The 21,572-nt window shown below is 71.8% G+C and carries 24 protein-coding genes and 1 pseudogene; 10 read left to right on the forward strand and 15 right to left on the reverse strand.

The window, feature by feature from the left end:
• Nucleotides 1-63 precede the first annotated feature (63 nt).
• Genes L3078_RS07675 through L3078_RS07685 form a run of 3 tightly spaced genes read right to left on the reverse strand, consistent with a single transcriptional unit; the run spans nucleotide 64 to nucleotide 2,950 of the window.
• Nucleotides 64-777: a cupin domain-containing protein gene (locus L3078_RS07675; protein WP_239752286.1), complete on the reverse strand. Its 714-nt coding sequence runs from the start codon at nucleotides 775-777 to the stop codon at nucleotides 64-66.
• Entirely contained in the window at nucleotides 771-1,706 is a 936-nt protein-coding gene (locus L3078_RS07680) for a DUF6807 domain-containing protein (RefSeq protein ID WP_239752287.1), read from the reverse strand. The genes L3078_RS07675 and L3078_RS07680 overlap by 7 nt, the downstream gene beginning before the upstream one ends.
• Nucleotides 1,703-2,950, reverse strand: coding sequence for a Gfo/Idh/MocA family protein (locus tag L3078_RS07685; protein WP_239752288.1), 1,248 nt, complete (start codon nucleotides 2,948-2,950; stop codon nucleotides 1,703-1,705). Before L3078_RS07685 ends, L3078_RS07680 begins: the two co-directional genes overlap by 4 nt.
• A 369-nt stretch (nucleotides 2,951-3,319) precedes the next feature.
• On the opposite strand from L3078_RS07685, the gene L3078_RS07690 reads away from it, so the two are divergent.
• Nucleotides 3,320-4,195: an undecaprenyl-diphosphate phosphatase gene (locus L3078_RS07690; protein ID WP_239752289.1), complete on the forward strand. Its 876-nt coding sequence runs from the start codon at nucleotides 3,320-3,322 to the stop codon at nucleotides 4,193-4,195.
• 71 nt (nucleotides 4,196-4,266) lie between these two features.
• Here L3078_RS07690 and L3078_RS07695 read toward each other — a convergent pair whose 3' ends face one another.
• The gene (locus L3078_RS07695) at nucleotides 4,267-5,094 is read right to left on the reverse strand and encodes an alpha/beta fold hydrolase (RefSeq protein ID WP_239752290.1); all 828 of its coding nucleotides are present in this window, start codon (nucleotides 5,092-5,094) and stop codon (nucleotides 4,267-4,269) included.
• 65 nt (nucleotides 5,095-5,159) lie between these two features.
• On the opposite strand from L3078_RS07695, the gene L3078_RS07700 reads away from it, so the two are divergent.
• Complete coding sequence (locus L3078_RS07700) at nucleotides 5,160-5,615, forward strand: MarR family winged helix-turn-helix transcriptional regulator (RefSeq protein WP_239752291.1); 456 nt, start codon at nucleotides 5,160-5,162, stop codon at nucleotides 5,613-5,615.
• Between the two features lie 40 nt (nucleotides 5,616-5,655).
• On the opposite strand, the pseudogene L3078_RS44910 reads toward L3078_RS07700, so the two are convergent.
• Nucleotides 5,656-5,766 (reverse strand): annotated as a pseudogene (locus tag L3078_RS44910) (Tn3 family transposase); the annotation flags it as partial.
• A 230-nt stretch (nucleotides 5,767-5,996) separates the two neighbouring features.
• Between L3078_RS44910 and L3078_RS07710 the strand changes: the two are divergent.
• Entirely contained in the window at nucleotides 5,997-6,176 is a 180-nt protein-coding gene (locus tag L3078_RS07710) for a hypothetical protein (protein WP_239752292.1), read from the forward strand.
• Nucleotides 6,134-6,742 carry a chloramphenicol phosphotransferase CPT family protein gene (locus L3078_RS07715; RefSeq protein ID WP_239752293.1) on the forward strand — a complete coding sequence of 203 codons (609 nt, stop codon included), beginning with the start codon at nucleotides 6,134-6,136 and terminating at the stop codon, nucleotides 6,740-6,742. The genes L3078_RS07710 and L3078_RS07715 overlap by 43 nt, the downstream gene beginning before the upstream one ends.
• A 73-nt stretch (nucleotides 6,743-6,815) precedes the next feature.
• Here L3078_RS07715 and L3078_RS07720 read toward each other — a convergent pair whose 3' ends face one another.
• Nucleotides 6,816-7,556, reverse strand: a complete 741-nt coding sequence (locus L3078_RS07720) for an SDR family NAD(P)-dependent oxidoreductase (RefSeq protein ID WP_239752294.1) — start codon at nucleotides 7,554-7,556, stop codon at nucleotides 6,816-6,818.
• Between the two features lie 192 nt (nucleotides 7,557-7,748).
• On the opposite strand from L3078_RS07720, the gene L3078_RS07725 reads away from it, so the two are divergent.
• Together L3078_RS07725 and L3078_RS07730 are read left to right on the forward strand one after the other, a co-directional pair.
• On the forward strand, nucleotides 7,749-8,723 hold the full coding sequence (locus L3078_RS07725) for an RlpA-like double-psi beta-barrel domain-containing protein (protein ID WP_239752295.1): 975 nt from the start codon (nucleotides 7,749-7,751) through the stop codon (nucleotides 8,721-8,723).
• Between the two features lie 197 nt (nucleotides 8,724-8,920).
• Nucleotides 8,921-10,201, forward strand: coding sequence for a serine hydrolase domain-containing protein (locus L3078_RS07730; RefSeq protein ID WP_239752296.1), 1,281 nt, complete (start codon nucleotides 8,921-8,923; stop codon nucleotides 10,199-10,201).
• A gap of 44 nt (nucleotides 10,202-10,245) precedes the next feature.
• Here L3078_RS07730 and L3078_RS07735 read toward each other — a convergent pair whose 3' ends face one another.
• On the reverse strand, nucleotides 10,246-10,863 hold the full coding sequence (locus tag L3078_RS07735; RefSeq protein WP_239752297.1) for a DUF4291 domain-containing protein: 618 nt from the start codon (nucleotides 10,861-10,863) through the stop codon (nucleotides 10,246-10,248).
• 159 nt (nucleotides 10,864-11,022) lie between these two features.
• Here L3078_RS07735 and L3078_RS07740 point away from each other — a divergent pair, with 159 nt between their 5' ends.
• Nucleotides 11,023-11,517: a nuclear transport factor 2 family protein gene (locus tag L3078_RS07740; RefSeq protein ID WP_239752298.1), complete on the forward strand. Its 495-nt coding sequence runs from the start codon at nucleotides 11,023-11,025 to the stop codon at nucleotides 11,515-11,517.
• 168 nt (nucleotides 11,518-11,685) lie between these two features.
• Nucleotides 11,686-13,323, forward strand: coding sequence for an apolipoprotein N-acyltransferase (gene lnt, locus L3078_RS07745; protein ID WP_239752299.1), 1,638 nt, complete (start codon nucleotides 11,686-11,688; stop codon nucleotides 13,321-13,323).
• Here lnt and L3078_RS07750 read toward each other — a convergent pair.
• The gene (locus L3078_RS07750; protein WP_239752300.1) at nucleotides 13,244-14,152 is read right to left on the reverse strand and encodes a Gfo/Idh/MocA family protein; all 909 of its coding nucleotides are present in this window, start codon (nucleotides 14,150-14,152) and stop codon (nucleotides 13,244-13,246) included. The two genes, lnt and L3078_RS07750, sit on opposite strands and share 80 nt — an antisense overlap.
• A gap of 73 nt (nucleotides 14,153-14,225) precedes the next feature.
• Between L3078_RS07750 and L3078_RS07755 the strand changes: the two genes are divergently transcribed.
• Entirely contained in the window at nucleotides 14,226-14,738 is a 513-nt protein-coding gene (locus L3078_RS07755; protein ID WP_239752301.1) for a DinB family protein, read from the forward strand.
• Nucleotides 14,739-14,842: 104 nt separating this feature from the next.
• Entirely contained in the window at nucleotides 14,843-15,346 is a 504-nt protein-coding gene (locus tag L3078_RS07760; protein WP_239752302.1) for a hypothetical protein, read from the forward strand.
• A gap of 48 nt (nucleotides 15,347-15,394) precedes the next feature.
• On the opposite strand, the gene L3078_RS07765 is transcribed toward L3078_RS07760, so the two are convergent.
• The 7 genes from L3078_RS07765 to L3078_RS07795 form a co-directional block, all read right to left on the reverse strand.
• Nucleotides 15,395-15,916, reverse strand: a complete 522-nt coding sequence (locus L3078_RS07765) for a hypothetical protein (RefSeq protein ID WP_239752303.1) — start codon at nucleotides 15,914-15,916, stop codon at nucleotides 15,395-15,397.
• Nucleotides 15,917-16,051: 135 nt separating this feature from the next.
• On the reverse strand, nucleotides 16,052-16,735 hold the full coding sequence (locus L3078_RS07770) for a uracil-DNA glycosylase (protein ID WP_239752304.1): 684 nt from the start codon (nucleotides 16,733-16,735) through the stop codon (nucleotides 16,052-16,054).
• A 132-nt stretch (nucleotides 16,736-16,867) separates the two neighbouring features.
• Complete coding sequence (locus L3078_RS07775) at nucleotides 16,868-18,448, reverse strand: ABC transporter substrate-binding protein (RefSeq protein ID WP_239752305.1); 1,581 nt, start codon at nucleotides 18,446-18,448, stop codon at nucleotides 16,868-16,870.
• 187 nt (nucleotides 18,449-18,635) lie between these two features.
• A complete protein-coding gene (locus L3078_RS07780; protein ID WP_239752306.1) occupies nucleotides 18,636-19,403 on the reverse strand; it encodes an SDR family oxidoreductase in 768 nt (255 codons plus the stop codon).
• A 12-nt stretch (nucleotides 19,404-19,415) separates the two neighbouring features.
• Nucleotides 19,416-20,177 carry a 3-oxoacyl-ACP reductase FabG gene (gene fabG, locus L3078_RS07785; RefSeq protein WP_239752307.1) on the reverse strand — a complete coding sequence of 254 codons (762 nt, stop codon included), beginning with the start codon at nucleotides 20,175-20,177 and terminating at the stop codon, nucleotides 19,416-19,418.
• A 182-nt stretch (nucleotides 20,178-20,359) separates the two neighbouring features.
• On the reverse strand, nucleotides 20,360-20,770 hold the full coding sequence (locus L3078_RS07790; RefSeq protein ID WP_239752308.1) for a DUF3037 domain-containing protein: 411 nt from the start codon (nucleotides 20,768-20,770) through the stop codon (nucleotides 20,360-20,362).
• A complete protein-coding gene (locus L3078_RS07795) occupies nucleotides 20,767-21,522 on the reverse strand; it encodes a HipA family kinase (protein WP_239752309.1) in 756 nt (251 codons plus the stop codon). The genes L3078_RS07790 and L3078_RS07795 overlap by 4 nt, the downstream gene beginning before the upstream one ends.
• Between the last annotated feature and the right edge of the window lie 50 nt (nucleotides 21,523-21,572).

A 21,572-nucleotide genomic window follows, 5' to 3' on the forward strand; every position in this document is an offset into this window, starting at 1 on the left:
CAGACCACCCGCGGCCGCTCGAAAACAGCACTCCCCGGACTCTGAGGCGCCCGGACCCCCTGCTCAGTCCCCCTTGTAGACGTCCAACCGCCCGCACATCCCGAACTTCCCGGACTCGGAAGGCTTCTCGGCCCACACCCCGGCGTCGGCCAGATGGGACACGTCCCCCCGCTCCAACCGGTCGAGCTGCTCCCCCGTCGCGGCGGCAGCCGCCCGCGCGCCCCGCTCCCAGCGCGCCCGCCACTCCGCGAGCCGTGGCCGTACGAGCGCCGCGGCGGCCCGGTGGAACGCGGCGAGCGGCTCGGGCCCGGAGGCGTCCCGCAGCGCCCGGTAGCCCTCCAGGGCGAGGTCACGCCGGGCGCGGGCGACGCGCTCCCGCTCCTCCTCCGGAGCGTCGGGCGGGATGCGGGTGGCCGCGGCGTACGTCTCCGGATCGGTCAGGTACTCCGGGGGCAGCGTGAGGACCGCGTCGCCCGCCTCGGGGAGCCCGTTGTTCTGCATGAGGACGGTGATGCGCAGCTCGTCCTCGTTGACCAGCCGGTGGATGGTGCCCGGCGTGAACCAGGCGACCGTCCCGGGCGCCAGCGGCGTGACCTCGAAGCCGGAGGCCGTGAGCGTCTGCACGGCCCCGCGCCCGCCGGTGACGACGTACGCCTCCGAGCAGGTCAGGTGCATGTGGGGGGTGCCGCCGCAGACCCCGTCCGCCGCCGGCCAGTCGTACACGGACAGATGCGACAGGGCGACCCCGCCCGGCAGTCCCTCGTAGCCGCTCACCACGGGTGCGCCTCCAGGTACTTGGCGATCTCCTCCCGCTCCCAGGAACCGTCGGCCACGACGACCCGGTAGCGGCGGGTGAGCGTCTCGCCCGGAGCCAGCTCCAGCTCCTCGAAGAACGCCCAGGAGGGAGCGACGGCGGCGAACGGCTCGTTGCGGACGAACCAGTGCGCCGGATGGGCGCCGTCGGCTCCCGTGTGGTCGTTCTCGGGGGCGTGCGCGAAGACGAGCGTGGCGTGGCCGTCGGTGCCGTCGTGCTCGCCCGAGTACGCGAGCCAGTGCGCCTGCCCGCCCATCAGCTCGGGTCCCTCGGAGTCGGGCCCGATGATCCGCCCGTCCCGGAAGGCGCGCGGACCGCGCCAGAACAGACCGGTGTAGCCGGCCATCTCCCGCCCGGCGGTGGTCGGACTGCCGAACAGCAGCGGCTCGTCCCGGCGGTTGGTGATCGCGCTCGTCCAGGTCAGCGCCCACGATCCGGACTCGGTGTCCACGTCGTGGATCTCGATCCGCCGCTCCTCGTCCGCCCACAGCTCGCCGGTGTAGGGGTGCCAGGTCAGCCGCTCGGCGATCACGACCCGCTCGCCGTCCGACTCGACGACGTCGAAGCCGACGTGCGCCATCGAGCCGACCCGCTCGGGGATCGGCAGATAACCCTCGCCGTGGACGTAGGAGTTGCCGCCCCACAGGTTCTGGCCCGACAGGTGCGAGGCCGTCAGCTGGAGGCCCTTGTGCCAGCGGTGGTCGTTGGGCCGGAAGTCGGTGACGACGTCCCCGGCCAGCGTCCGGATCGGGTGCAGATACGGCTTCGGGGCCTCCCAGGCCGCCTCGGGCCGGTAGACGTAGCTCAACAGCTCGACGCCCGTGGTGGGTTCGGTGACCGTGATCCGGTCGCCGTGTGCGTGGACCACGCGCAGCCCGTCGTGGAACGTCATGCGGTGATCTCCTCACTCGTGCCGGCGGAGCCCGCGACGGCGGGGCTCGCGTCGGCGGACACCGGGGCGGTTCCGGGCGCCCAGCCGGGGGCGCCTCCGTGCATGGCCGTGTAGTACGGGTCCCCTGGGCCGATCTCCCCACGCCGTACGGTCGCGTCCGTGAACGCCGACTTGTACAGGGCGGCGATCAGCTCCAGGCTCGTCCGCCCGTCGGCGCCGCTGCTGCGCGGGCGTTCACCGGCGCGCATGCTCGCCACGAGCTCGCGCAGCTGGGCCAGGTGCGAACTGGGCACGTCCTCGCCGAAGTCCCGCCAGGCCGCCGCGTCCGCCTCCGGGGTGCCCGGGGCGGGGGTGACGGACCAGTCGGCGTTGGAGTGGCCGTACAGATGGGTCAGTTCGACGGTGGCGCGTTCGCAGTCGACGCGGATGCGGCTGACCTCGTCGGGGCTGAGGACGCTGTTGACGACGGTGGCCAGCGCGCCGCTCTCGAAGCGCACGAGGGCGGTGGAGACGTCCTCGGTCTCCACGTCGTGGACCAGCCGCCCGGCCATGGCGCGGACCTCGCTCCACGGACCGAGCAGATCGAGCAGCAGGTCCATCTGGTGGATGCCGTGTCCCATGGCGGGCCCGCCACCCTCGGTGGCCCACCGGCCGCGCCAGGGGACGGCGTAGTAAGCGGTGTCCCGGTACCAGGTGGTCTGGCAGTGCGCGACCAGCGGACGCCCGAGGCTCCGCTCGGCGATCAGCTTCCGCACGTGCCGCGCGCCGGAACCGAAGCGGTGCTGGAAGACGATCGAGGCGTACGGGCCCTCGGTCTCCGCGCCCTCCTCGGCCTCGACGGCGTCGAAGTCGGCGAGCGTCGGCACCGGCGGCTTCTCGCACCACACCCAGGCGCCGGCCCGCAGCGCGGTGATCGTCTGGTCGCGGTGCAGGGTCGGCGGGGTGCAGATGCTGACCAGGTCGGGCCGCTGCTCCGCCAGCATGCGGTCCAGGTCGGTGTAGCCGTGCGGGATGCCGTGCTCGGCGCAGAACTTGGCCACCGCGTCGGCGTCGATGTCGACGGCGGCGACGACCTCGGTCTCGCCCTCCTCGGCGAGGCGCGCGAGCGCGGGCAGATGAGAGCCGCCGCCGATGGCGCCGATGCCGACGATCGCGGCCCGGACGCGGCGGCCGGTCAGGGGGGCCGGGCGGCGGTCGGGGAGGTGGTCCGCAGTCGGGCTCGGGTCGTTGCTGGGTGTGGGCATGGACGTGATCAGCACTCCATCGAACGGGACATCGAACGGGACATCGGACGGTGGCGGGCGCCTGGTGACGGGGGCCCGACGGACCGGCGACCCTCATCACGGCAAGCGCTTTCCCTCGCCAGCAACGTATGTGCGGACATAGTGACTGGTCAACACCACGGATCCGGCCGTTCCACGCCTCGGGACACCCGCGCTCCACCCGTCCCCCGCACACCCGCCGCCCGGGCCCCGCACGGTCCCGTGAAACCCCTGTGGCAGCCCCGTCCCCAGGGGGCGCTAGGCTGCCCCCAGCACCTGTGATCACCCGCCCCGCGGCGCGGCACGTCTTCCGTCGGCCCTCCACGATCAGCGCTTGGACCACGTAACTTCATGTCTTGGTTTGAATCCCTCATCCTCGGACTCGTCCAGGGGCTGACCGAATTCCTCCCCGTCTCCTCCAGCGCGCACCTGCGCCTGACCGCGGCCTTCTCCGGCTGGGAGGACCCGGGCGCGGCCTTCACCGCGATCACCCAGATCGGCACCGAGGCCGCCGTGCTGATCTACTTCCGCAAGGACATCGCCAACATCATCTCGGCGTGGTGGCGTTCCCTGTTCAACAAGGAGATGCGCGCCGACCACGACGCCCAGATGGGCTGGCTGGTGATCGTCGGCTCCATCCCGATCGGTGTCCTCGGCGTGACCCTCAAGGACCAGATCGAGGGGCCGTTCCGTGATCTGCGCCTCACGGCCACGATGCTGATCGTGATGGGCATCGTCCTGGGTGTGGCGGACCGGCTCGCCGCGCGCGACGAGACCGGTGGCAAGCACCGTGCCGCGAAGGAGCGCAAGAGCCTCGAACAGCTCAGCGTCAAGGACGGCCTGATCTTCGGCCTCTGCCAGGCCATGGCGCTCATCCCCGGTGTCTCCCGCTCCGGCGCCACCATCAGCGGTGGCCTGCTCATGGGCTACAAGCGCGAGGCCGCCGCCCGCTACTCCTTCCTCCTCGCCATCCCGGCCGTGATCGCCTCGGGCGGCTACGAGCTCAAGGACGCGATGGAGGGCGGCCATGTCTCCTGGGGCCCGACGATCTTCGCCACGGTCATCGCCTTCTTCGTCGGCTACGCGGTCATCGCCTGGTTCATGAAGTTCATCTCCACCAAGAGCTTCATGCCGTTCGTCTGGTACCGCATCGCCCTCGGCATCGTCATCGTCGTCCTGGTCTCCACGGGGGTCCTGAGCCCGCACGCGGGCGAGTCGGGCGGCTGACCGGGGTCGCTCCGGACAGCGTGGCTGCCCGGAGGCTTCGGGGGCGGTGCGGCGGGCAGCGTTCGGCGTTGTCAGTCCAGGAAAGTCATCAGCCGGTCGTTCAGCTGCTTCGGCTCGGTGAGCGGCAGAGAGTGATGGGTGGCTCCGGGGAGCACTGCCACCTCACCCTGCGAGAGCATCCGGCGGGCTCGGTCGGCGACCTTGACAGCGTTGTGGGCGCGGCTGTGTTCCGCGAGCAGGACCAGGACCGGCATGAGGAGGTCGGCGGTCCGAGGGTGGACGCCGGTGACCAGCTTCCGGCCGGGAACGGTGGTGGCCAGCGCGTAGAGGCGCTGCCAGGTCTCGTCCGGGTGCGTGCCTGCCGTCTCCCAGGCCAGGAACGCGCGAGCGCGGGCCTCGCTCGGACGGATCAGGGTGGGGAGCGCGCGCAGCAGGTAGCCGAGCCGGAATCCGGCGAAGACCTGGGTGGGGTCCACGAGGGCGAGGCGGTCCACACGCCGCGGTGCGTGCAGTGCGTACCTGGCGGCCAGCCAGGCGCCGTACGAGTGGCCGCACAGGTGCGTGCGGGCGAGCCCGAGGCCGTCCAGCAGTGCGTCCAGCCAGGCCGTCAGATCGTCGGCGTTCTGCAATGGTGTGCCCCGGCGTTCGGTGCGGCCGGCGTCGCCCAGCAGATCCACCGCGTGGACCCGGTATCGCTCACCGAGGGCCGGTGCGTTGGCGAACCAGGCGAGGCCGGTGGCAGAGCCGCCGGGCAGCAGCACCAGCGGGCTGCCGTCCGCTGAGCCGTACACATGGACCCGGGTGCGCCCGTACGGCGTGGCGACATCGTGCTCCTCTGTGGACTCGGGCCAGCGGGCGCGAAGCTCGTCGTAGGCAAGGTCGAAGGCGGGCAGGGACACGAGCATTCCTCTCGCCAGGCGATAATCTCGGTCAGCGAGATATTACGTGACTTCGAGGAGTGTGCATGGACGATCAGAGCCCGGTGATGGGACTGGTTCACTTGCTGCGCGCGGTCACCGTGAAGTTCGACCTGCTCGGCGCCGAGTTCGCCGCGCGCCACGGGCTGCACCCCACCGATGTGCGCGCGCTGATCCACCTGCTGGACGCGGCACGCGCCGGTGAGCGGGCCACGCCCGGGTGGCTCGGCGAGCAACTGCGACTGAACTCTGCTGGGACCACTGCCCTGGTGGATCGGCTGGAGCGGCTCGGGCTGGTCCAGCGCAGCAGGGACACGGCAGACCGGCGACGCGTGCTGCTGGAGGTGGAGGAGAAGGCCATGGAACTGGGGTGGGCCTTCTTCGGGCCGGTGATCGGGGAGGTGGTGGCGGCCGCGGATGGTTTCGAGGCGGGCGAGTTGGAGACGGTGCATCGCTTTCTGACTGCGGTACTGGAGTCCACCGGGCGGGCGAGTTCAGGCTGAAGGGTTTCGGCGCGGCGGCTTGGTGGTTCCGGTGGTGTGGGGCGACGTGCTCGTCCTTGATGTCGTGGCCCCCGGCGCGGAGCTGGGTGATGGCGGCGTCCAGGTAGCGGGTGTTCCACAGGACCACGGCGTTGAGGACCAGGCCGAGGGCGGCCGAGGGCGGCGGACGGTAGCCATGCCCCGGCAGCGATCGAGGATCTTCCTCCGAACCCCCGCGCCAGACCGATCGCGCATGCTCGCAGACCATGATCGTTCTCGCCGGGATTTCATGCACCTCGACTACTCACACCTGGTCTCCAACTCCCCTCCGTGACCAACCACATACGGCTTCCGTAGCCGCCCGGTAGCGCACTGTCAGTCCGGGCGCCTACTCTGTTCGGCATGTCCCCCGATTTCCCCGCCCGTGGTTCCGTGCGGTCCGCCGACGACCTGAACGACCGGATCAGAGCGCTGTGGCGCCACGCGGGCGCGTCACTGTCGGCGCAGGAGCGGGCGGAGTACGAACTGCTGGTCGTGGAATGGGCGGCGGCGATGCGGGGAGACGTGATCGAGGCCGCGTGATCATCTTCCTGAACGGCACGTCCAGTTCGGGGAAGTCGAGCATCGCGACGGAGCTGCTGCGCATTCTCGACGAGCCCTACTTCCACATCCCTGTCGACGCGTTCCACGTCATGCGGACCCGTCAGGAGCTGCCGCCCGACCAGCTCACGGCTGTCCTGCATCGCACCTGGCGGGGTTACCACCGCGCGGTCGCCGGCATGGCCGCCGCGGACAACAACATCGTCATAGACCACGTCCTGAGCGCGGAATGGCGGCTGCGGGACTGTCTCGACCTGTTCGTGCCCCAGGACGTCGTCTTCGTCGGTGTGCGCTGCGGCCCGGACGAGCTCGCGCGGCGTGAACGGGAGCGCGGTGACCGGCCGTTGGGGCTCGCGGCCCGGCAGCTGGAGCAGGTGCATGCCCACGGCCTCTACGACATCGAGTGCGACACGAGCCGCGCGGACCCCCTCCAATGCGCCTCCCGCATCAAGGAGTTCCTGCCCGACCGGCCGAGACCGACGGCGTTCGAGCGACTCCGCGACAGACAGCGGGACTTGCACCACGGGCGGACCGTCCCCGCGCCCTGAGAGGGGCGCGGGGAACTGTGGGAGCAACCACGTACCGCCCGCAGTCGGCCGGTGACCAGGCCCCGACGGCGCTTCACCGACCCCCCGACACCCGCAGCACCGCCCCCGTCGTGTACGAGGCCTCCGGAGACAGGAGCCAGGAGATGGCCGAGGCGATCTCATCCGCACGCCCCGGTCGCCGCAGCGGCACGGACGCGGCGATCCGGTCAGGACGTTCCGGGTCCCCCATCCGCGCGTGGATCTCCGTGTCGATCACCCCGGGCGCGACCGCGTTCACCCGGATGCCGTCCGGCCCGAGTTCCTTCGCCAGCCCCATGGTCAGCGTGTCGACCGCCGCCTTGGTCGCCGCGTAGTGCACGTACTCACCGGGGCTGCCCAACGTGGCCGCCGCCGACGACACGTTGACGATGACGCCGCTCCCCCAAGCCGCCATCACCTTCGCCGCCCGGCGCGAACACAGCAGCACACCGAGGAGGTTGACCTCCACCACCCGCCGCAGCACCTCCGTGTCCGTGTCCGCCAGCCTCCCGAACGGGCCCGTCACCCCGGCGTTGTTGACCAGCCCGGTCACCGGTCCGAGCCGGTCCGCCGCCGTCTCGAACAGCCGGTCCACATCGGCCTCCACCGAGGTGTCCGCCTTCACCGTGACGCAGCGCGCACCGCCCGCCCGCACGCCCGTCGCGATCCACTCGGCCGCCGCGCCGTCGTTCAGATAGCCCACCACCACGTCGTGCCCGTCCTCGGCGAGCCGCAGGCAGGTGGCGGCACCGATCCCCCGGCTCCCACCCGTGACCACCGTGACCGGACGTGACATCCCGACCTCCCCGACGAACCCAGCCGAACACAAACGATCGATCATCCTACGATCGCAGCTTCGCGCCCGCCGCGCCTCGAAGGCAACCATTCCGACCCCGGCGGCAACCCATGAGTGGCAAGCTCCTTTCACGCGAGCCCCACACGCATCACATATCCTCCCGAACCCGGCACGGAACAGAAGGACTTGAACGTGGCAGCCCGTTCCCACCGCTCCGCCCGCCCACCCAGGCGGCGCACCACCCTCGTGTCCGTCGCCGCCGTGGCGGCCGTCGGGCTCGCCGCATCGCTCGTGATCGCCTTCGGCCCCGACCGCGACACCGACACCGACACCGAGGCCGCCGGAAAGGCCGGGGCCACCCCCGTCGCGGCCACGACCCGGACGTCCGCACCGCCCTCCGGCGCACCGCAGCGGAAGAAGCCCTCCGCCACCCCCTCGAAGTCCCCCTCCCCGTCGGCCTCCAAGACCACCCCGTCGGCGACCCCGACCGACGAGCCCACCCGGCCGGCGGCCGCCGCCACCGGCCGCTCCGGATCCTCCTCGGGAGAGCTGGCGGGACGGATCCGCCCCGGGGTCGACTACACGGGGGTCGCCACCTTCTACGACGCCGGGAACGGCGGGGGCGGCGCCTGCTCGTTCGGCGCGAGCGACGACGTCATGACGGCGGCGATGAACACCACCGACTACGAGGTGTCCAAGGCGTGCGGGGCGTATGTGCGCGTCCGCGCGGGCGGCGCCGCCGTCACGGTCCGGATCACCAACGAGTGCCCGTCCCCCTGCAAGCCGGGTCAACTCGACCTCAGCGCCGAGGCCTTCGCCAAGCTCGCCGCGCCCTCGCGCGGCGAGATACCGATCACCTGGAGCCTGCTGAGCCCCGCCGCCGCCGACCCGCTCTCGATCCGCTACAAGACCGGGTCCAGCCAGTACTGGTGCGGCATCCAGGTCCTCGGACACCGGAACCCGGTGGCCCGGCTGGAGGTCCGCGCCGGCGGCGCCTGGACCCCGTTGCCCCGTACCGAGTACAACTACTTCCTCTCCGAACAGGGCGGCGGGTGCGGCGGCGCGCTGCGGATCACCGACATCTACGGGGAGCAGCTGACCGTGGAGGGCCTCCCGGTGCGGCCTGACGTCGTGCAGCGGACCGGGGTGCAGTTCGCTCCGCGCTGACCGGGCCACCTTCTCCCACGGAGGACGGCTCGCATCGGCGTGGAGGGAGGCCAGGGACCGCAAACAGCTCGCGTGGCCGATCGGCCGGACAGCGTAAGTCCGGCCGATCGGCCGGACAGCGTAAGCACACGCGCGCGTCGTCGCGGTCCCGGCCGAAGCTGAGGGTGCCCCTGCCGACCGAACCTCACGGGACCCTCATGCCCCTCACGCCCCTCACGCCCCGCACGCCCGCCACCCACCCGCGCCCCCGCGCCCACCGCGACACCGGTCCGGGTTCCGCCCGTCCCCGCCCTCGGCTCCGCCCCCGTCCCCGTCTCCGCCCCGCCCTCGTCGCCCTGCTCGGCGCCTCCTGCCTCGGCGGTCTGCTCCTCGCCCCGACAGCGGGCGCCGCCGCCGACGGCGGTGGCGGCAGGGGCGAGCGCGCCCTGCAACGGCAGCTCGAAGAACTGGTCCGCACCCCCGGAGGCCCACCCGGCGTGATCGTCGTCCTGCAACGGGACGGCGGACCACGTGTCCTGCGCGCCGGTGTCGCCGACGTGGAGACGGGCCGTCCGATCGAGCCCACCGACCACATGCGCATCGCCAGCACGGCGAAGGCGTTCAGCGGTGCCGTCGCGCTCCGCCTCGTGCAGCAGGGCGAACTCTCCCTCGACAGCACCCTCGGCGACACCCTCCCCCGGCTGCCGGACGCCTGGGGATCCGTCACGCTCAGGCAGTTGCTGAACCACACCAGCGGACTGCCCGACTACAGCGAGGACCCGGGGTTCCTGGAGCTGCTCCTGGCGGACCCGCGCCGCACCTTCGACCCCCGCCGGCTGCTGGACTTCGTCGCGGACGAACCGCTGCGCTTCCCGGCGGGCTCCCGGTACCAGTACTCCAACTCCGACAACATCGCCGTCGCGCTGATGGCGGAGGCCGCGACCCACAGGCCGTACGAGGACCTCCTGCGCCGGATCGTCTACCGGCCGCTCGGGCTGACCGACACCAGCCTTCCCCTGGGGTACGAGATGCCGGAGCCGTACATGCACGGGTACGCCGTCGAGCCGCCCGCGCCGCCGGAGGACGTCAGCGAGGCGCTCAGCGCGTCCGGTGTGTGGGCCTCGGGCGGGATCGTCTCCACCCCGCGTGACATGACGCGGTTCATCCGGGGCTACGCCGCCGGGGAGCTGACGTCGAGATCGGTCCTGCGCGAGCAGCGCCGCTGGATCGAGGGGGCGTCCGAACCGGCCGGGCCCGGCCGCAACAGGGCGGGACTGGCCATCTTCCGCTACGACACGCGCTGCGGGGTGGTCCTGGGCCACACGGGGAACTTCCCCGGCTACACCCAGCTGATCGCCGCGACCCCCGACGGCCGCAGATCCCTCACCTTCTCGCTCACCACCCAGGTGAACAGGACGCTCAACCCCGAGCTGCTGGAGAGGCTCCGCGCCGTCGAGGAGAACGCGGTCTGCGCACTGCTCGGCCCCCGCCGCCGCTGAGCACGCCACACTCCCCGCGCCCTGACACGCGCCTCGCTCCGGGCTCAGCGCCGCAGATGGGCCAGCACGTCGTCCGCGACCGGATACGGCCGTTCCGCTGGAAGCAGCGCGGCGGCCGCGTCCAGGTCACGGGCCCGTACGAGGCCGTGGACCTCTCTGGCGAGCGGCGTCACGTCCTCGATGCCGACGATCCACTCGTCCGCGTACCGCGCCGCCGCCTCACCCGACAGGCCCAGCTGGAGCGAGCGGTACGGCAGCGGGGCGAGCCGCAGGTCGCGCTCGGGGTCCCACTGGACGCGGGCGGGCGACCGGCGTACCTCCCGCTGCCAGGCGGCCCGGCTCTCGTGCAGCTCGGGGACGTAGTGCGAGAGGCAGGAGTGGCGCAACGCCCACTCGAAGCCCTCACGGCTGATCTCCACGGCCAGAACCGTCTCCTGCCCCTCCTTCAGACCCCAGCCGCAGCGGTACATCATCCAGAGGAAGGACGGCTTGATCCAGGTCATCCGGTCCCGCTTCCACGTGGCCGGGAACCGGCCGTTCCGCGCGGCCGGGCCGCCTATCTCCGGGCGGTACGCCTGGTAGACGGTGACCGTGTCGGCGGTGTGGCGGGCACGGACGCGGAACCTGGGCTCGGTCGCTGAGAGGCGTTCACTTTCAGTCACGGGCACCAGGTTCGGTCACGGCGACGCCGCCGGGCCACCGAATATCCACGGCCGACGCGCGGCCGGTCACGGGCCCGACAGCTCCGCCGTCCCGGAAATATCCCCCATCCGAGCGCACGCCCCTTGGCGTGGCGCGTGTCCTGCCCCAAGACTGAGCCGATGACGCAGCGTGTGGAGCTCGCGACCGTGATGGACCGGCTCGCCGTCGATGGCCTGATCACCGAGTACGCGGTGGCGGTGGACGACGGCGACTGGGCGGCGTACCGGGACCTGTTCGCACCGCGGGGCCGCGCGGACTACCGCTCGGCCGGTGGCATCGAGGGCGACGCCGGGCAGGTCGCCGGGTGGCTGGCGCGGAGCATGGAGCTGTTCCCCATGCGCCAGCACCTCATCGTCAACCGCCGGGTGCGCTTCGACCTCCTGGAGCAGGACACCGGCGACACGGCCCGGGTCCAGGCGGACTACATCAACCCGATGCGCTTCGCCGGCCACGACGGGGGATCCACCGCCCCCGACTTCGTCTGCGGCGGCCGCTACGCCTTCGCCCTCGTCCGCACACCGGACGGCTGGCGCCTGCGCGAGGTCGTGGTCCAGGAGAAATGGCGCCGAACCCCCGAGGGCCTCACCCCCACCCAACACCCGTCCCCGGCCTGACCGCACCACTCACCCGGACACCTCGGCCACGCCCCCGTTGTCACCGCGCACAGACCCGCGCCCCGCACCCCGCGCACCTCCCAACCCCACCCCCACCCAGGCCCCCTGTCGGAGATCGTCCCCGGCGCGCACACTGGAAGGACTCACCGGTGGGGAGGGAGGCGCTGTATGCGGACGGCGGACTGGGTGGCCTCCCCATGGCGGCGGCGGACAGCGCACTGGGTGGCCACCCCATGGCCGCGGCGGACGGCGGACTGGTTGGCCTCCCCCTGGCGGCGGCGAGCCGCCCTCGTCGTGGCCGGAGCCCTGCCCGTGCTCGCGTTCCCGGAGCCGGGCCTGTGGTGGTTCGCCTGGGCGGCGCTGGTGCCGTGGATGCTCGTGGTCCGCACCGCCCCGACCGGCCGCCGGGCGTTGTACGACGGCTGGCTCGGCGGATGCGCGTTCATGCTGGCCATGCACCACTGGCTGCTGCCGAACCTCCATGTGTTCACCTTCGTCATCGCGGGCCTGCTGGGCGCGCTGTGGGCGCCCTGGGCCTGGCTGGTGCGCCGTTTCCTGGCCGGAACGCCGTCACCGGGCCGGGTCGCGGCCGCGCTGCTGGTCGTGCCGTCGGGCTGGCTGGTGATCGAACTCGTCCGCTCCTGGCAGGGCCTCGGCGGGCCGTGGGGCCTGCTGGGGTCCAGCCAGTGGCAGGTGGAGCCCGCGCTGCGGCTGGCCTCGGTCGGCGGGGTCTGGCTGATCAGCTTCCTGCTGGTGGCCGTCAACGTCGCGGTCACCGTGCTGGTCGCCGTGCGCCGGTCACGGGCGTCGGCGCTCGCCGGTCTCGTCGCGACGGCCACCGCGACGTCGGCGGTCTGGCTGTGGGCGCCGCGCCCCGACGTCCGGGGCGAGGTGCGGATCGCCGTCGTGCAGCCCGGGGTGACCGACGGCCCCGACAACCGGTTCGACCGTGAGGAGGCGCTCACCCGCCGGCTCGCCGGGCAGGACCTCGACCTGATCGTGTGGGGGGAGAGCAGCGTCGGTCACGACCTCGCCGACCGCCCCGACCTCTCCGACCGGATCGCCGCGCTGGCCCGCGAGACGGACACGAACATCCTGGTGAACGTGGACGCCCGCCGCTCCGACCGTCCCGGCATCTACAAGAGTTCCGTGCTCGTGGGTCCCGACGGCCCGACCGGCGACCGCTACGACAAGATGCGCCTGGTCCCCTTCGGCGAGTACATCCCGATGCGCTCGCTGCTCGGCTGGGCCACCTCCGTCGGCGAGGCGGCAGGTGAGGACCGCAGGCGCGGTACCGAGCAGGTCGTGTTCGACTCCGGGGAGGGGCTCCGCATCGGCCCCATGGTCTGCTTCGAGTCCGCGTTCCCCGACATGAGCCGTCATCTCGCCCGGGACGGCGCCGAGTTGCTGCTCGCACAGTCGGCGACCTCGACGTTCCAGCAGAGCTGGGCCCCCGAGCAGCACGCCTCGCTGGCGGCGCTGCGGGCCGCCGAGACCGGCCGCCCTATGGCCCACGCGACGCTCACCGGCGTCTCGGCGGTCCACGGCCCGGACGGCGAGCGCGTCGGCCCCCGGCTCGGCACCGACGAGAGCACGACGGCGGTGTACGACGTGCCGCTGGCGAGCGGCACGACGCCGTACGTCCGCTTCGGGGACTGGCCGGTGGACGCGGCGCTGCTGACGCTGCTCGCCTGGGGCGCCTTCGAGGGCGGGCGGGCCCTGCGGCTCAGGCGGCGGACCGGTCCTCCACCGCCCGCACCACCCGCTCGCACAGCTCATGGGTCGCCAGCGCGTCCCGCGCGCTGAGCACCCTGCCCGCGCGCACCGCGTCGAGGAAGGCGAGGACGGCCTGCTCGATGCCGCGCTGCCGGGCCACCGGCACCCAGTCGCCCCGCCGCCTCGTCGACGGCTGCCCCTTGTGGTCGATCACCTCGGCGAGGTTCACGACCTGTCGCTTGGTGTCCTGACCGGAGACCTCCAGGATCTCCTCCGCCGAGCCGCTGAGCCGGTTCATGACACCGAGCGCGGTGAATCCGGCCCCGGAGAGCTGGAGCACGACGTGGTGCAGCAGTCCGTCCTCGGTCCGGGCCCGTACGGTCACGTCCTCGATCTCGCCCGGCACCAGGAACCGCAGGGTGTCCACGACATGGATGAAGTCGTCCAGGATCATCGTGCGCGGCAGCTCGGGCAGGCCGATGCGGTTCTTCTGCATGAGGATCAGCTCGCGCGGATGGTCGGCGCACTGCGTGTACCCGGGCGCGTACCGCCGGTTGAACCCGACGGCGAGGCCGACGCCGCGGTCCTCCGCGAGCCGTACGAGCCGTTCCGAGTCGGCGAGTTCGTACGCGAGCGGCTTGTCGACGTACGTCGGCACACCCGCCTCCAGCAGGCGTTCCACGATCTCGGGGTGGGCCACGGTGGGCGCGTGCACGAAGGCCGCGTCGAGGTCCTGGGCCAGCAGCGCGTCGAGGTCGGTGTGGCGCCGGCCGGGCGGGAGGTGGAGGCTGTCGGCGACGCGGGTGAGGGTGGCGGGCGTCCGTGTCTGCAGATGGAGTTCGAGCCCCGGTTGGGTGCCGAGCACCGGCAGATACGCCTTCCGCGCGATGTCGCCGAGCCCGACGCAGCCGACCTTCACAGGGGTCTCCCGTCCACGGTGTGCCGTCGAAATGCCTCGTCGGCAGCATACGGGGGCTGCGAGGATGGCCGACATGACCGAACAGCGCACCGAACCCTCCGTCACCGCTAGCGAACGGGCGATGCTGGAGGGCTGGCTCGACTACCACCGGCAGACGCTCGCGCTCAAGTGCGCGGGCCTGGACGACGCCCAGTTGCGGACCGCCTCGGTGCCGCCCTCCGAGCTCTCCCTCCTCGGTCTCGTCCGGCACATGGCGGAGGTCGAGCGCATCTGGTTCCGCAAGGTGCTGGTGGACGACGACCAGGGCCCGATCTACTTCAGCGAGGCGGACCCGGACGGGGAGTTCCATCCGACCGAGGCGGACACCTGGGAGGAGGCGTACGGGACCTGGCAGGCGGAGATCGCGATCGCCCGCCGCAACGCCGGGGCATTCGCCCTGGACGACGTCGCCAAGGCCGTGCACCGGCGGTCGGGCGAGGCACCGAGCCTGCGGTGGCTCTACACCCACATGATCGAGGAGTACGCGCGGCACAACGGTCACGCGGACCTGCTCAGGGAGCGGATCGACGGGGCCACCGGGTACTGAGCGGGGCGGAAGGCGTCGTCGAGGGGCCGCGGGCGTCACCCATGTGGGGGCATCATCCGTCCGTCCTCTCCCCAAAGCCGCACGGACACAGCAGAGTTGCGCGCGTGCATCGACCGACCACCACCGCAACGCTCCTGGTCACCGTGGCCGTCTCGGCTCTCACCGGCTGCGTGACCGCGCACGACCCGCCCCCGCCGCAGGCGTCGCCCGTCCCGTCCCGGCCGTCCGAGCCCCGCCCGGACGGCATCACGGAGACCCAGATCGTGGAGGCCCCGGCGCGCGAGGCCCTGAGACTGGTCGGCCCGCCGAGGGAACCCACCCCGAGCGCGCCCCCGGAGCCGAGGCCCGCCCCGTCCGCTCCGCCCGCCACCGACGCCGCCCCGGCCCCCGCCGCGCCCCCACCACCCCGCGACGAGCGACCGGCGCCCCGCGAGCGGCGGGACCCGCCGCCCGGTTCCCGCGCCCCCGTCGAGATCCCGCCCCTGCCCAAGTCCGTCCCGACGACCCCGCCGAAGAACGCCGACGTGTGCGCACTCGGCCACCGCTACGGCGGCTGGGGCAGGGACACCCCCCAGGCGGCCATCTGCAAGGACGTCTACGGCCGTTGACCCCCGGCGGGCACGCGAACGGACCGCCCGCGCCGCACCCCACGCCCGCTAGGGCCGCTGTCGCGGCGGCCCCGGTGTCTCCCCGCCGGTGGGGCCCGTCTCGTCGAGCCGGGCCTCCAGGCGGGCCAGGGCGGTGCGCACTCCGTCGCCGTGGCCGTCGTCCCCCAGCGTGGCCAGCGCTCCCCGAGCCAGTCGCAGATGGCTGCGGGCCGCGTCGTGGCGGCCCAGCCTGGCGTAGTCGGCGGCGAGGTTGAGGTGGAGCGCGGGGTAGAAGGCCCGCGCCGCGAGCTCGTCCCGGTCCTCCGCCGGACGGCCGTCAGAGAGTTCGTCGGCCGCCGACAGCGCCCGGAGGTCCCAGGCCAGTTCGGTGTCGGGGTCGTCCTGGGTGTCGGCCATGTAGTGCGCCAGGGTGCAGCGGTGGAGCGGGGCGCCGTCCTCCCCGATCTCCGCCCACAGCCGCAGCAGACGGTCCCGGGCCTCCTCTCGGTCACCCCCGTGGTGCAGCATGACCGCCTGCCCGATCCGGGTCATCACGGCGTCCGACGCCATCCGCTCCTGTCGCTCCACCACCGCGTCCTCCGCACTCGTCGGCCCGTGTCCGCCTGTCCCTCCCGACGCTAACGGCAGGCACCGGCGATCCCGGTCAGGCCGCTCCGTACGACCGCGGGGCCGCCCCGGCCGCCGTACGGCGAGCAGCCGGGCCCGTCAGCCGAGGTCGGGAATCGTCCAGTCGATCGCCTCGTGGCCCTGCCGGGCGACGGCCTCGTTGATCTGGGTGAACGGCCGGGAGCCGAAGAACTTCTTCGCCGACAGCGGCGAGGGGTGCGCGCCCTTCACCACCGCGTGGCGCTCCTCGTCGATCAGCGGGAGCTTCTTCTGCGCGTAGTTGCCCCACAGCACGAAGACGGCCGGGTCGGGCCGGTCGGCGACCGCGCGGATCACGGCGTCGGTGAACTTCTCCCAGCCCTTGCCCTTGTGCGAGTTGGCCTCGCCCGCGCGGACCGTGAGGACCGCGTTGAGCAGCAGCACGCCCTGCTGGGCCCACGGCATGAGATAGCCGTTGTCCGGGATGGGGGTGCCCAGCTCGGCCTGCATCTCCTTGTAGATGTTCCGCAGCGAGGGCGGGGTCTTCACCCCGGGCCGCACGGAGAAGCACAGCCCGTGGCCCTGGCCCTCGCCGTGGTAGGGGTCCTGGCCGAGGACGAGGACCTTCACGCTCTCGTACGGCGTGGCGTCGAGCGCGGCGAAGACCTGCTCACGGGGAGGGTAGACGGGACCCTTGGCGCGCTCCTCCTCGACGAACTCGGTGAGTTCCTTGAAGTAGGGCTGCTGCAGCTCGTCCCCCAGGACCCCGCGCCAGGACTCGGGCAGCATGGCGATGTCGGTCACGTCAACTTCCTCCGGTGTGCGCTCACTTCACGGCCGCGGAAGGCGCGGCCATGGGCAGCCGCGCGAGGCGCGGCCGCCGTCAGAGCACAGAACCTACAGGCGCCCACTGACAACGGGGCCCGGCACCCGGAATCACCAGCTGGTCTTCCAGGACAGCTGCCACATGGTCATCATCGTCGCGGGGTCGATGACGTTCTCCAGGCCGGCGATCTCCTCGTTCGCGGCCGTGTACGCCTTGCCCTGCCACAGCGGGATCAGGCGGGCGTCGTCCACGAGGATCTGCTGGGCCTCCTCGAACTCCTCGGCGACGGCTCCGCGGTCGCTCTCGGCGCGCGACTCCGGGAGCAGCTTGTCCGTGATCTCGGGGGACTTGTACGGGGTGCCGAGCGCGTTCTGCTCGCCCACGAAGGGGGCGATGAAGTTGTCGGCGTCGTTGAAGTCGGGGTTCCAGCCACGTCCGAAGACCGGGTACTCGCCGTTCTGGTAGCCCTTGGAGTAGTCCTTCCAGGGGCGGCTCTTCAGCGTGACCTTGAAGAGTCCGGACGCCTCCAGCTGCCGCTTGAGCTCCTCGAAGGCCGGCTTGGTCTGGGAGCCGTAGCGGTCGGTGGTGTACCAGAGCTCGAGAGGAACCGTTTCGGTGATGCCCGCCTCGGTGAGGATGGACTTCGCCTTGGTCGCGCTGGGGTTGCCGTAGTCGTCGAAGAAGCCCGTCGTGTGGCCCACCAGACCCCTGGGGATCATGGAGTACAGCGGCTCGACGGTGTCCTTGTAGATGTTGTGCGCGAGCGCCGGCCGGTCGAGGACCTGGGCGACCGCCTTGCGGACCGCGGGGTTCTTCGTCCAGGGGTCCTTGGGGTTGAACACCAGGTAGCTGATCTCCGTGGTGGGGTTCTCCACGATCTGGAGCCCCTCCTCGTCGTGGTTGGCCTGGATGTCCACGATGTCCGAGGCGCCGAGACCCCGGTAGATCACCGAGATGTCCTTGTTCTTGAGCGCCTTGACCATCTCGTCGGACTGCTGGAAGTACTGGATGGTGACGCCGGAGTTCTTGAGGTCCGCGATGCCCTCGTAGTTGTCGTTGCGGACCAGCTCGGCCGTCTTGCCGTCCTCGTAGGAGGCGAGATTGTACGGGCCGGAGCCGACGATGTCCGTGCCCTCGCGGAGCTTGTCCGCGGGGTACTCCGCGGGGTCCACGATCGACATCGCGGGCGTGGTGAGCACCAGGGGGAAGGTCGCGTCGGGCTGGCTGAGGTGGAAGACGACCTCGCGGTCGCCCTTCGTCTGGACCCGGGAGAGGGTGGTCAGCAGACCGGCGGGGCCACCGTTGACGTTGATCTTCTTGATGCGGTCGAACGAGTACTTGACGGCCTTGGCGTCCAGCGTGTGCCCGTTGGAGAACTTCAGGCCCTCGCGCAGGGTGCAGCTGTAGACCGTGCTGGAGCTGTCCGTGAACTCGCAGTTCTCGGCGGCGTCCGGCTCGGGCTCGGACCCGCCGGGCGAGTAGCCGAGCAGCGGCTGGAAGACGTTGCGCATCAGCTCCCAGGAGCTGTCCCAGGCGGCGGCCGGGTCCAGGGTGCTGGGCGTACTGGTGGTCCCCACGATGATGGGGTCCGCGTCGTCGGAGGCGTCCGAGGAGAACACACCGCACCCGGTCACCACGGATATGGACGCGATCACCGCGAGTGGCGGCAAGTATCGGTTCCGGTTGAACACGTGCATGCTCCTCGAAATGCCGTACCAAGAGTGGCCGAACGATACCGCAGGCCCCGGAGCCGATTCCGCCCGGCCGGTGGAGCCCTTGGTCAGTCCGCGTGTGACGGCGTTGTCGAGGTCCCGTGAGGGTGCGGACGGGCGCCGGAGATGTTCGGTGAATCGCGCACCGGCGCCCGTCCGTACTCTGTCAGCCCACCCCGGCGTTGAGGAAGATGCCGCCGTCGACCACGAGGGTCTGTCCGGTGATCCAGTCGGACTGCTCGGAGGTGAGGAACGCGGCGGCGCCCCCGATGTCGGAGGGCACACCGAGCCGCCCGAGCGGGTACGACGCGGCCGCCTCGGCCTCCCGGCCCTCGTAGAGGGCCTGGGCGAACTTGGTCTTCACCACGGCGGGCGCGATCGCGTTGGCCCGCACCTTGGGCGCGTACTCGTGCGCCAGCTGGACGGTCAGGTTGATCATGGCGGCCTTGCTGATGCCGTACGCGCCGATGAACGGCGACGCGGAGACACCGGCGACGGAGGCGATGTTGACGATGGCGCCGCCGTTGTCCTTCTGCCAGGCGTGCCAGGTCCGCTGGGCGAAGCCGAGCGCGGAGACGACGTTGGTCTCGAACACCTTGCGGGCCACGTTCAGGTCGAGGTCGGCGATCGGACCGAACACCGGGTTCGTGCCGGCGTTGTTGACCAGGTAGTCGACGCGGCCGAAGGCCTCCATCGTGCGCTCGACGGCGAGGGCCTGGTGGGCCTCGTCGTGGGCCTTGCCGGCGACGCCGATGACACGGTCGGCGCCGAGCTGCTCGACGGCCTCCTTGAGCGCGTCCTCGTTGCGGCCGGTGATGCAGACCCGGTCGCCGCGTGCGACGAGGGCCTCGGCGATGCCGTAGCCGATGCCGCGGCTGGCGCCGGTGATGAGGGCGACCTTGCCCGAGAGTTCGGGGAGTTCCACCGAAGTCATGTTCGTGATCCCTTAGTTGAGCGGTCCGCCGGCGACGTACAGCACCTGGCCGGAGACGAATCCGGCGTCCTCGCCCGTGAAGTAGGCGATGGCTCCGGCGATGTCCTCCGGGCGGCCCACGCGCTGCACGGGGATCTGGGTGGCCGCGGCGGCCTGGAAGTCCTCGAAGCCCATGCCGACGCGGGCGGCGGTGGCGGCGGTCATGTCGGTGACGATGAAGCCGGGGGCGACCGCGTTGGCGGTGACGCCGAACTTGCCGAGCTCGATGGCCAGGGTCTTGGTGAAGCCCTGCAGACCGGCCTTGGCGGCGGAGTAGTTGACCTGGCCCCGGTTGCCGAGCGCGGACGACGAGGACAGGTTCACGATCCGGCCGAACTTGGCCTCGACCATGTACTTCTGCACCGCCTTGGCCATCAGGAAGGCGCCGCGCAGGTGCACGCTCATGACCGTGTCCCAGTCGGACGCGCTCATCTTGAACAGCAGGTTGTCGCGGAGCACGCCCGCGTTGTTCACCAGGATCGTCGGGGCGCCCAGCTCGTCGGCGATCCGGGTGACGGCGGCCTCGACCTGGGCCTCGTCGGAGACGTCGCAGCCGACCGCGAGCGCCCTGCCGCCCGCGGCGGTGATCTTCTCCACGGTGTCCTTGCAGGCGGCCTCGTCGAGGTCGATCACCGCGACGGCCCGCCCCTCGGCGGCCAGTCGTACGGCGGTCGCGGCGCCGATGCCGCGCGCGCCACCCGTGACCACGGCGACACGCTGCTCAGTGGTGGACATTGCTGGTTCTCCTCGCCCTTGGGATGCGGCTCCTGCGGCGCTCCCATCTGGTGAGCGACCGCTTAGTACCTTCAGCACACGTGACGCTAGAAGTCCTGGCACCCGGTGTCAACGTTCCACCAGGTGTGATGCCTAACGTCGGTGTGATGCCTAACGTCGGTGGGTTGCCTTGTGTCGGCGGGTCACTTCACCAGCAGGGCGAGCAGCCGCTCGGCCTCCGCCGCCGGATCCGCGGTGAGCCCAGTGTGCACGGGTCCCGCCTGGACGACCGTGGACCGGGGCGCGACGAGCCACCGGAACCGCCGTCCGGCGTCGTCGCGGGCGGCCTGCCCGGCGGCCTCTCCGCCGGCGCACACGCCCTCCACGGCGCGCAGCGCGGCGCGTACGCCCGCCACGTCCGCCCCGGGGTCCAGGGCGAGCAGCTTGGCCTCATCGAGGTGGGTACGGGCCGCCACCAGGGCCCGGGAGCGGCTGTAGACGAGGACGCCCGCGTTGAAGCACTCGCCGCGCTCGACGCGGGGCACGATCCGCAGCAGCGCGTACTCGTAGACGTCCCGCCCGGTCGCGCCGGTCCCCAGGAAGCGGTCGCTCACTTGATCCCCTCGATGCGTTCGTGAATGCCGGCGGCACGGGCGAGCAAGGGTTCGGCGTACGCCCGCCGCAGCGCGTCCGGCGTCTCGAAGCCGGGCTCGTCGGCCAGCCAGACGTCCGGGATCTCGGCGGTCACCTCGGCGAGCAGGTCCTCGGTCACCAGGGGTGCGAACTCGGCGGCGGCCGACGCGACATCGGGGCCGAAGCGGGCCAGGGCGTGGTCGGCGGCGTCGTACGGCTTGGCGGCGGAGGCGCGGGCGCCGGGCCAGTGGTGGTGCCAGATCATCGTGGCGCCGTGGTCGATGAGCCACAACTCACCGTGCCACATCAGCAGGTTGGGATTGCGCCAGGACCGGTCGACGTTGTTGATCAGCGCGTCGAACCAGACGATCCGCCCGGCCTCCTCGGGGCTCACCTCGAAGGCCAGCGGGTCGAAGCCGATCGCCCGGGTCAGGAAGTCCATGCCCAGGTTGGTGCCGCCGCTGGACTTGATCAGCTCCTGCACCTGCTCGTCGGGTTCGCCGAGGCCGAGGACGGGGTCGAGGTCGAGGGTCACGAGACCGGGCACGCGCAGTCCGAGCCGCCGCGCCAACTCCCCGCAGACCACCTCCGCGACCAGCGTCTTGCGGCCCTGACCCGCGCCCGTGAACTTCAGGACGTACGTCCCCCGGTCGTCGCCCTCGACGAGACCGGGCAGCGAGCCGCCCTCGCGCAGAGGGGTGATGTAGCGGGTCGCGGCGACCTCTTTCAGCACGTTCCCGGGCCACCCATCTCTTCAGCCTCGCGATCGACGATCGAACCGAG

The sequence above is a fragment of the Streptomyces deccanensis genome (assembly GCF_022385335.1).
GTDB lineage: Bacteria > Actinomycetota > Actinomycetes > Streptomycetales > Streptomycetaceae > Streptomyces > Streptomyces deccanensis.

Excerpts from the sequence above, each read along its gene's own strand:
- L3078_RS07680 (WP_239752287.1), bottom strand. The coding sequence starts at position 1,706 with ATGACGTTCCACGACGGGCTGCGCGTGGTCCACGCACACGGCGACCGG.
- L3078_RS07685 (WP_239752288.1), bottom strand. The coding sequence starts at position 2,950 with ATGCCCACACCCAGCAACGACCCGAGCCCGACTGCGGACCACCTCCCC.
- L3078_RS07690 (WP_239752289.1), top strand. The coding sequence starts at position 3,320 with ATGTCTTGGTTTGAATCCCTCATCCTCGGACTCGTCCAGGGGCTGACC.
- L3078_RS07700 (WP_239752291.1), top strand. The coding sequence starts at position 5,160 with ATGGACGATCAGAGCCCGGTGATGGGACTGGTTCACTTGCTGCGCGCG.
- L3078_RS07710 (WP_239752292.1), top strand. The coding sequence starts at position 5,997 with ATGTCCCCCGATTTCCCCGCCCGTGGTTCCGTGCGGTCCGCCGACGAC.
- L3078_RS07715 (WP_239752293.1), top strand. The coding sequence starts at position 6,134 with ATGGGCGGCGGCGATGCGGGGAGACGTGATCGAGGCCGCGTGATCATC.
- L3078_RS07720 (WP_239752294.1), bottom strand. The coding sequence starts at position 7,556 with ATGTCACGTCCGGTCACGGTGGTCACGGGTGGGAGCCGGGGGATCGGT.
- L3078_RS07730 (WP_239752296.1), top strand. The coding sequence starts at position 8,921 with ATGCCCCTCACGCCCCTCACGCCCCGCACGCCCGCCACCCACCCGCGC.
- L3078_RS07740 (WP_239752298.1), top strand. The coding sequence starts at position 11,023 with ATGACGCAGCGTGTGGAGCTCGCGACCGTGATGGACCGGCTCGCCGTC.
- lnt (WP_239752299.1), top strand. The coding sequence starts at position 11,686 with ATGCGGACGGCGGACTGGGTGGCCTCCCCATGGCGGCGGCGGACAGCG.
- L3078_RS07755 (WP_239752301.1), top strand. The coding sequence starts at position 14,226 with ATGACCGAACAGCGCACCGAACCCTCCGTCACCGCTAGCGAACGGGCG.
- L3078_RS07780 (WP_239752306.1), bottom strand. The coding sequence starts at position 19,403 with ATGACTTCGGTGGAACTCCCCGAACTCTCGGGCAAGGTCGCCCTCATC.
- fabG (WP_239752307.1), bottom strand. The coding sequence starts at position 20,177 with ATGTCCACCACTGAGCAGCGTGTCGCCGTGGTCACGGGTGGCGCGCGC.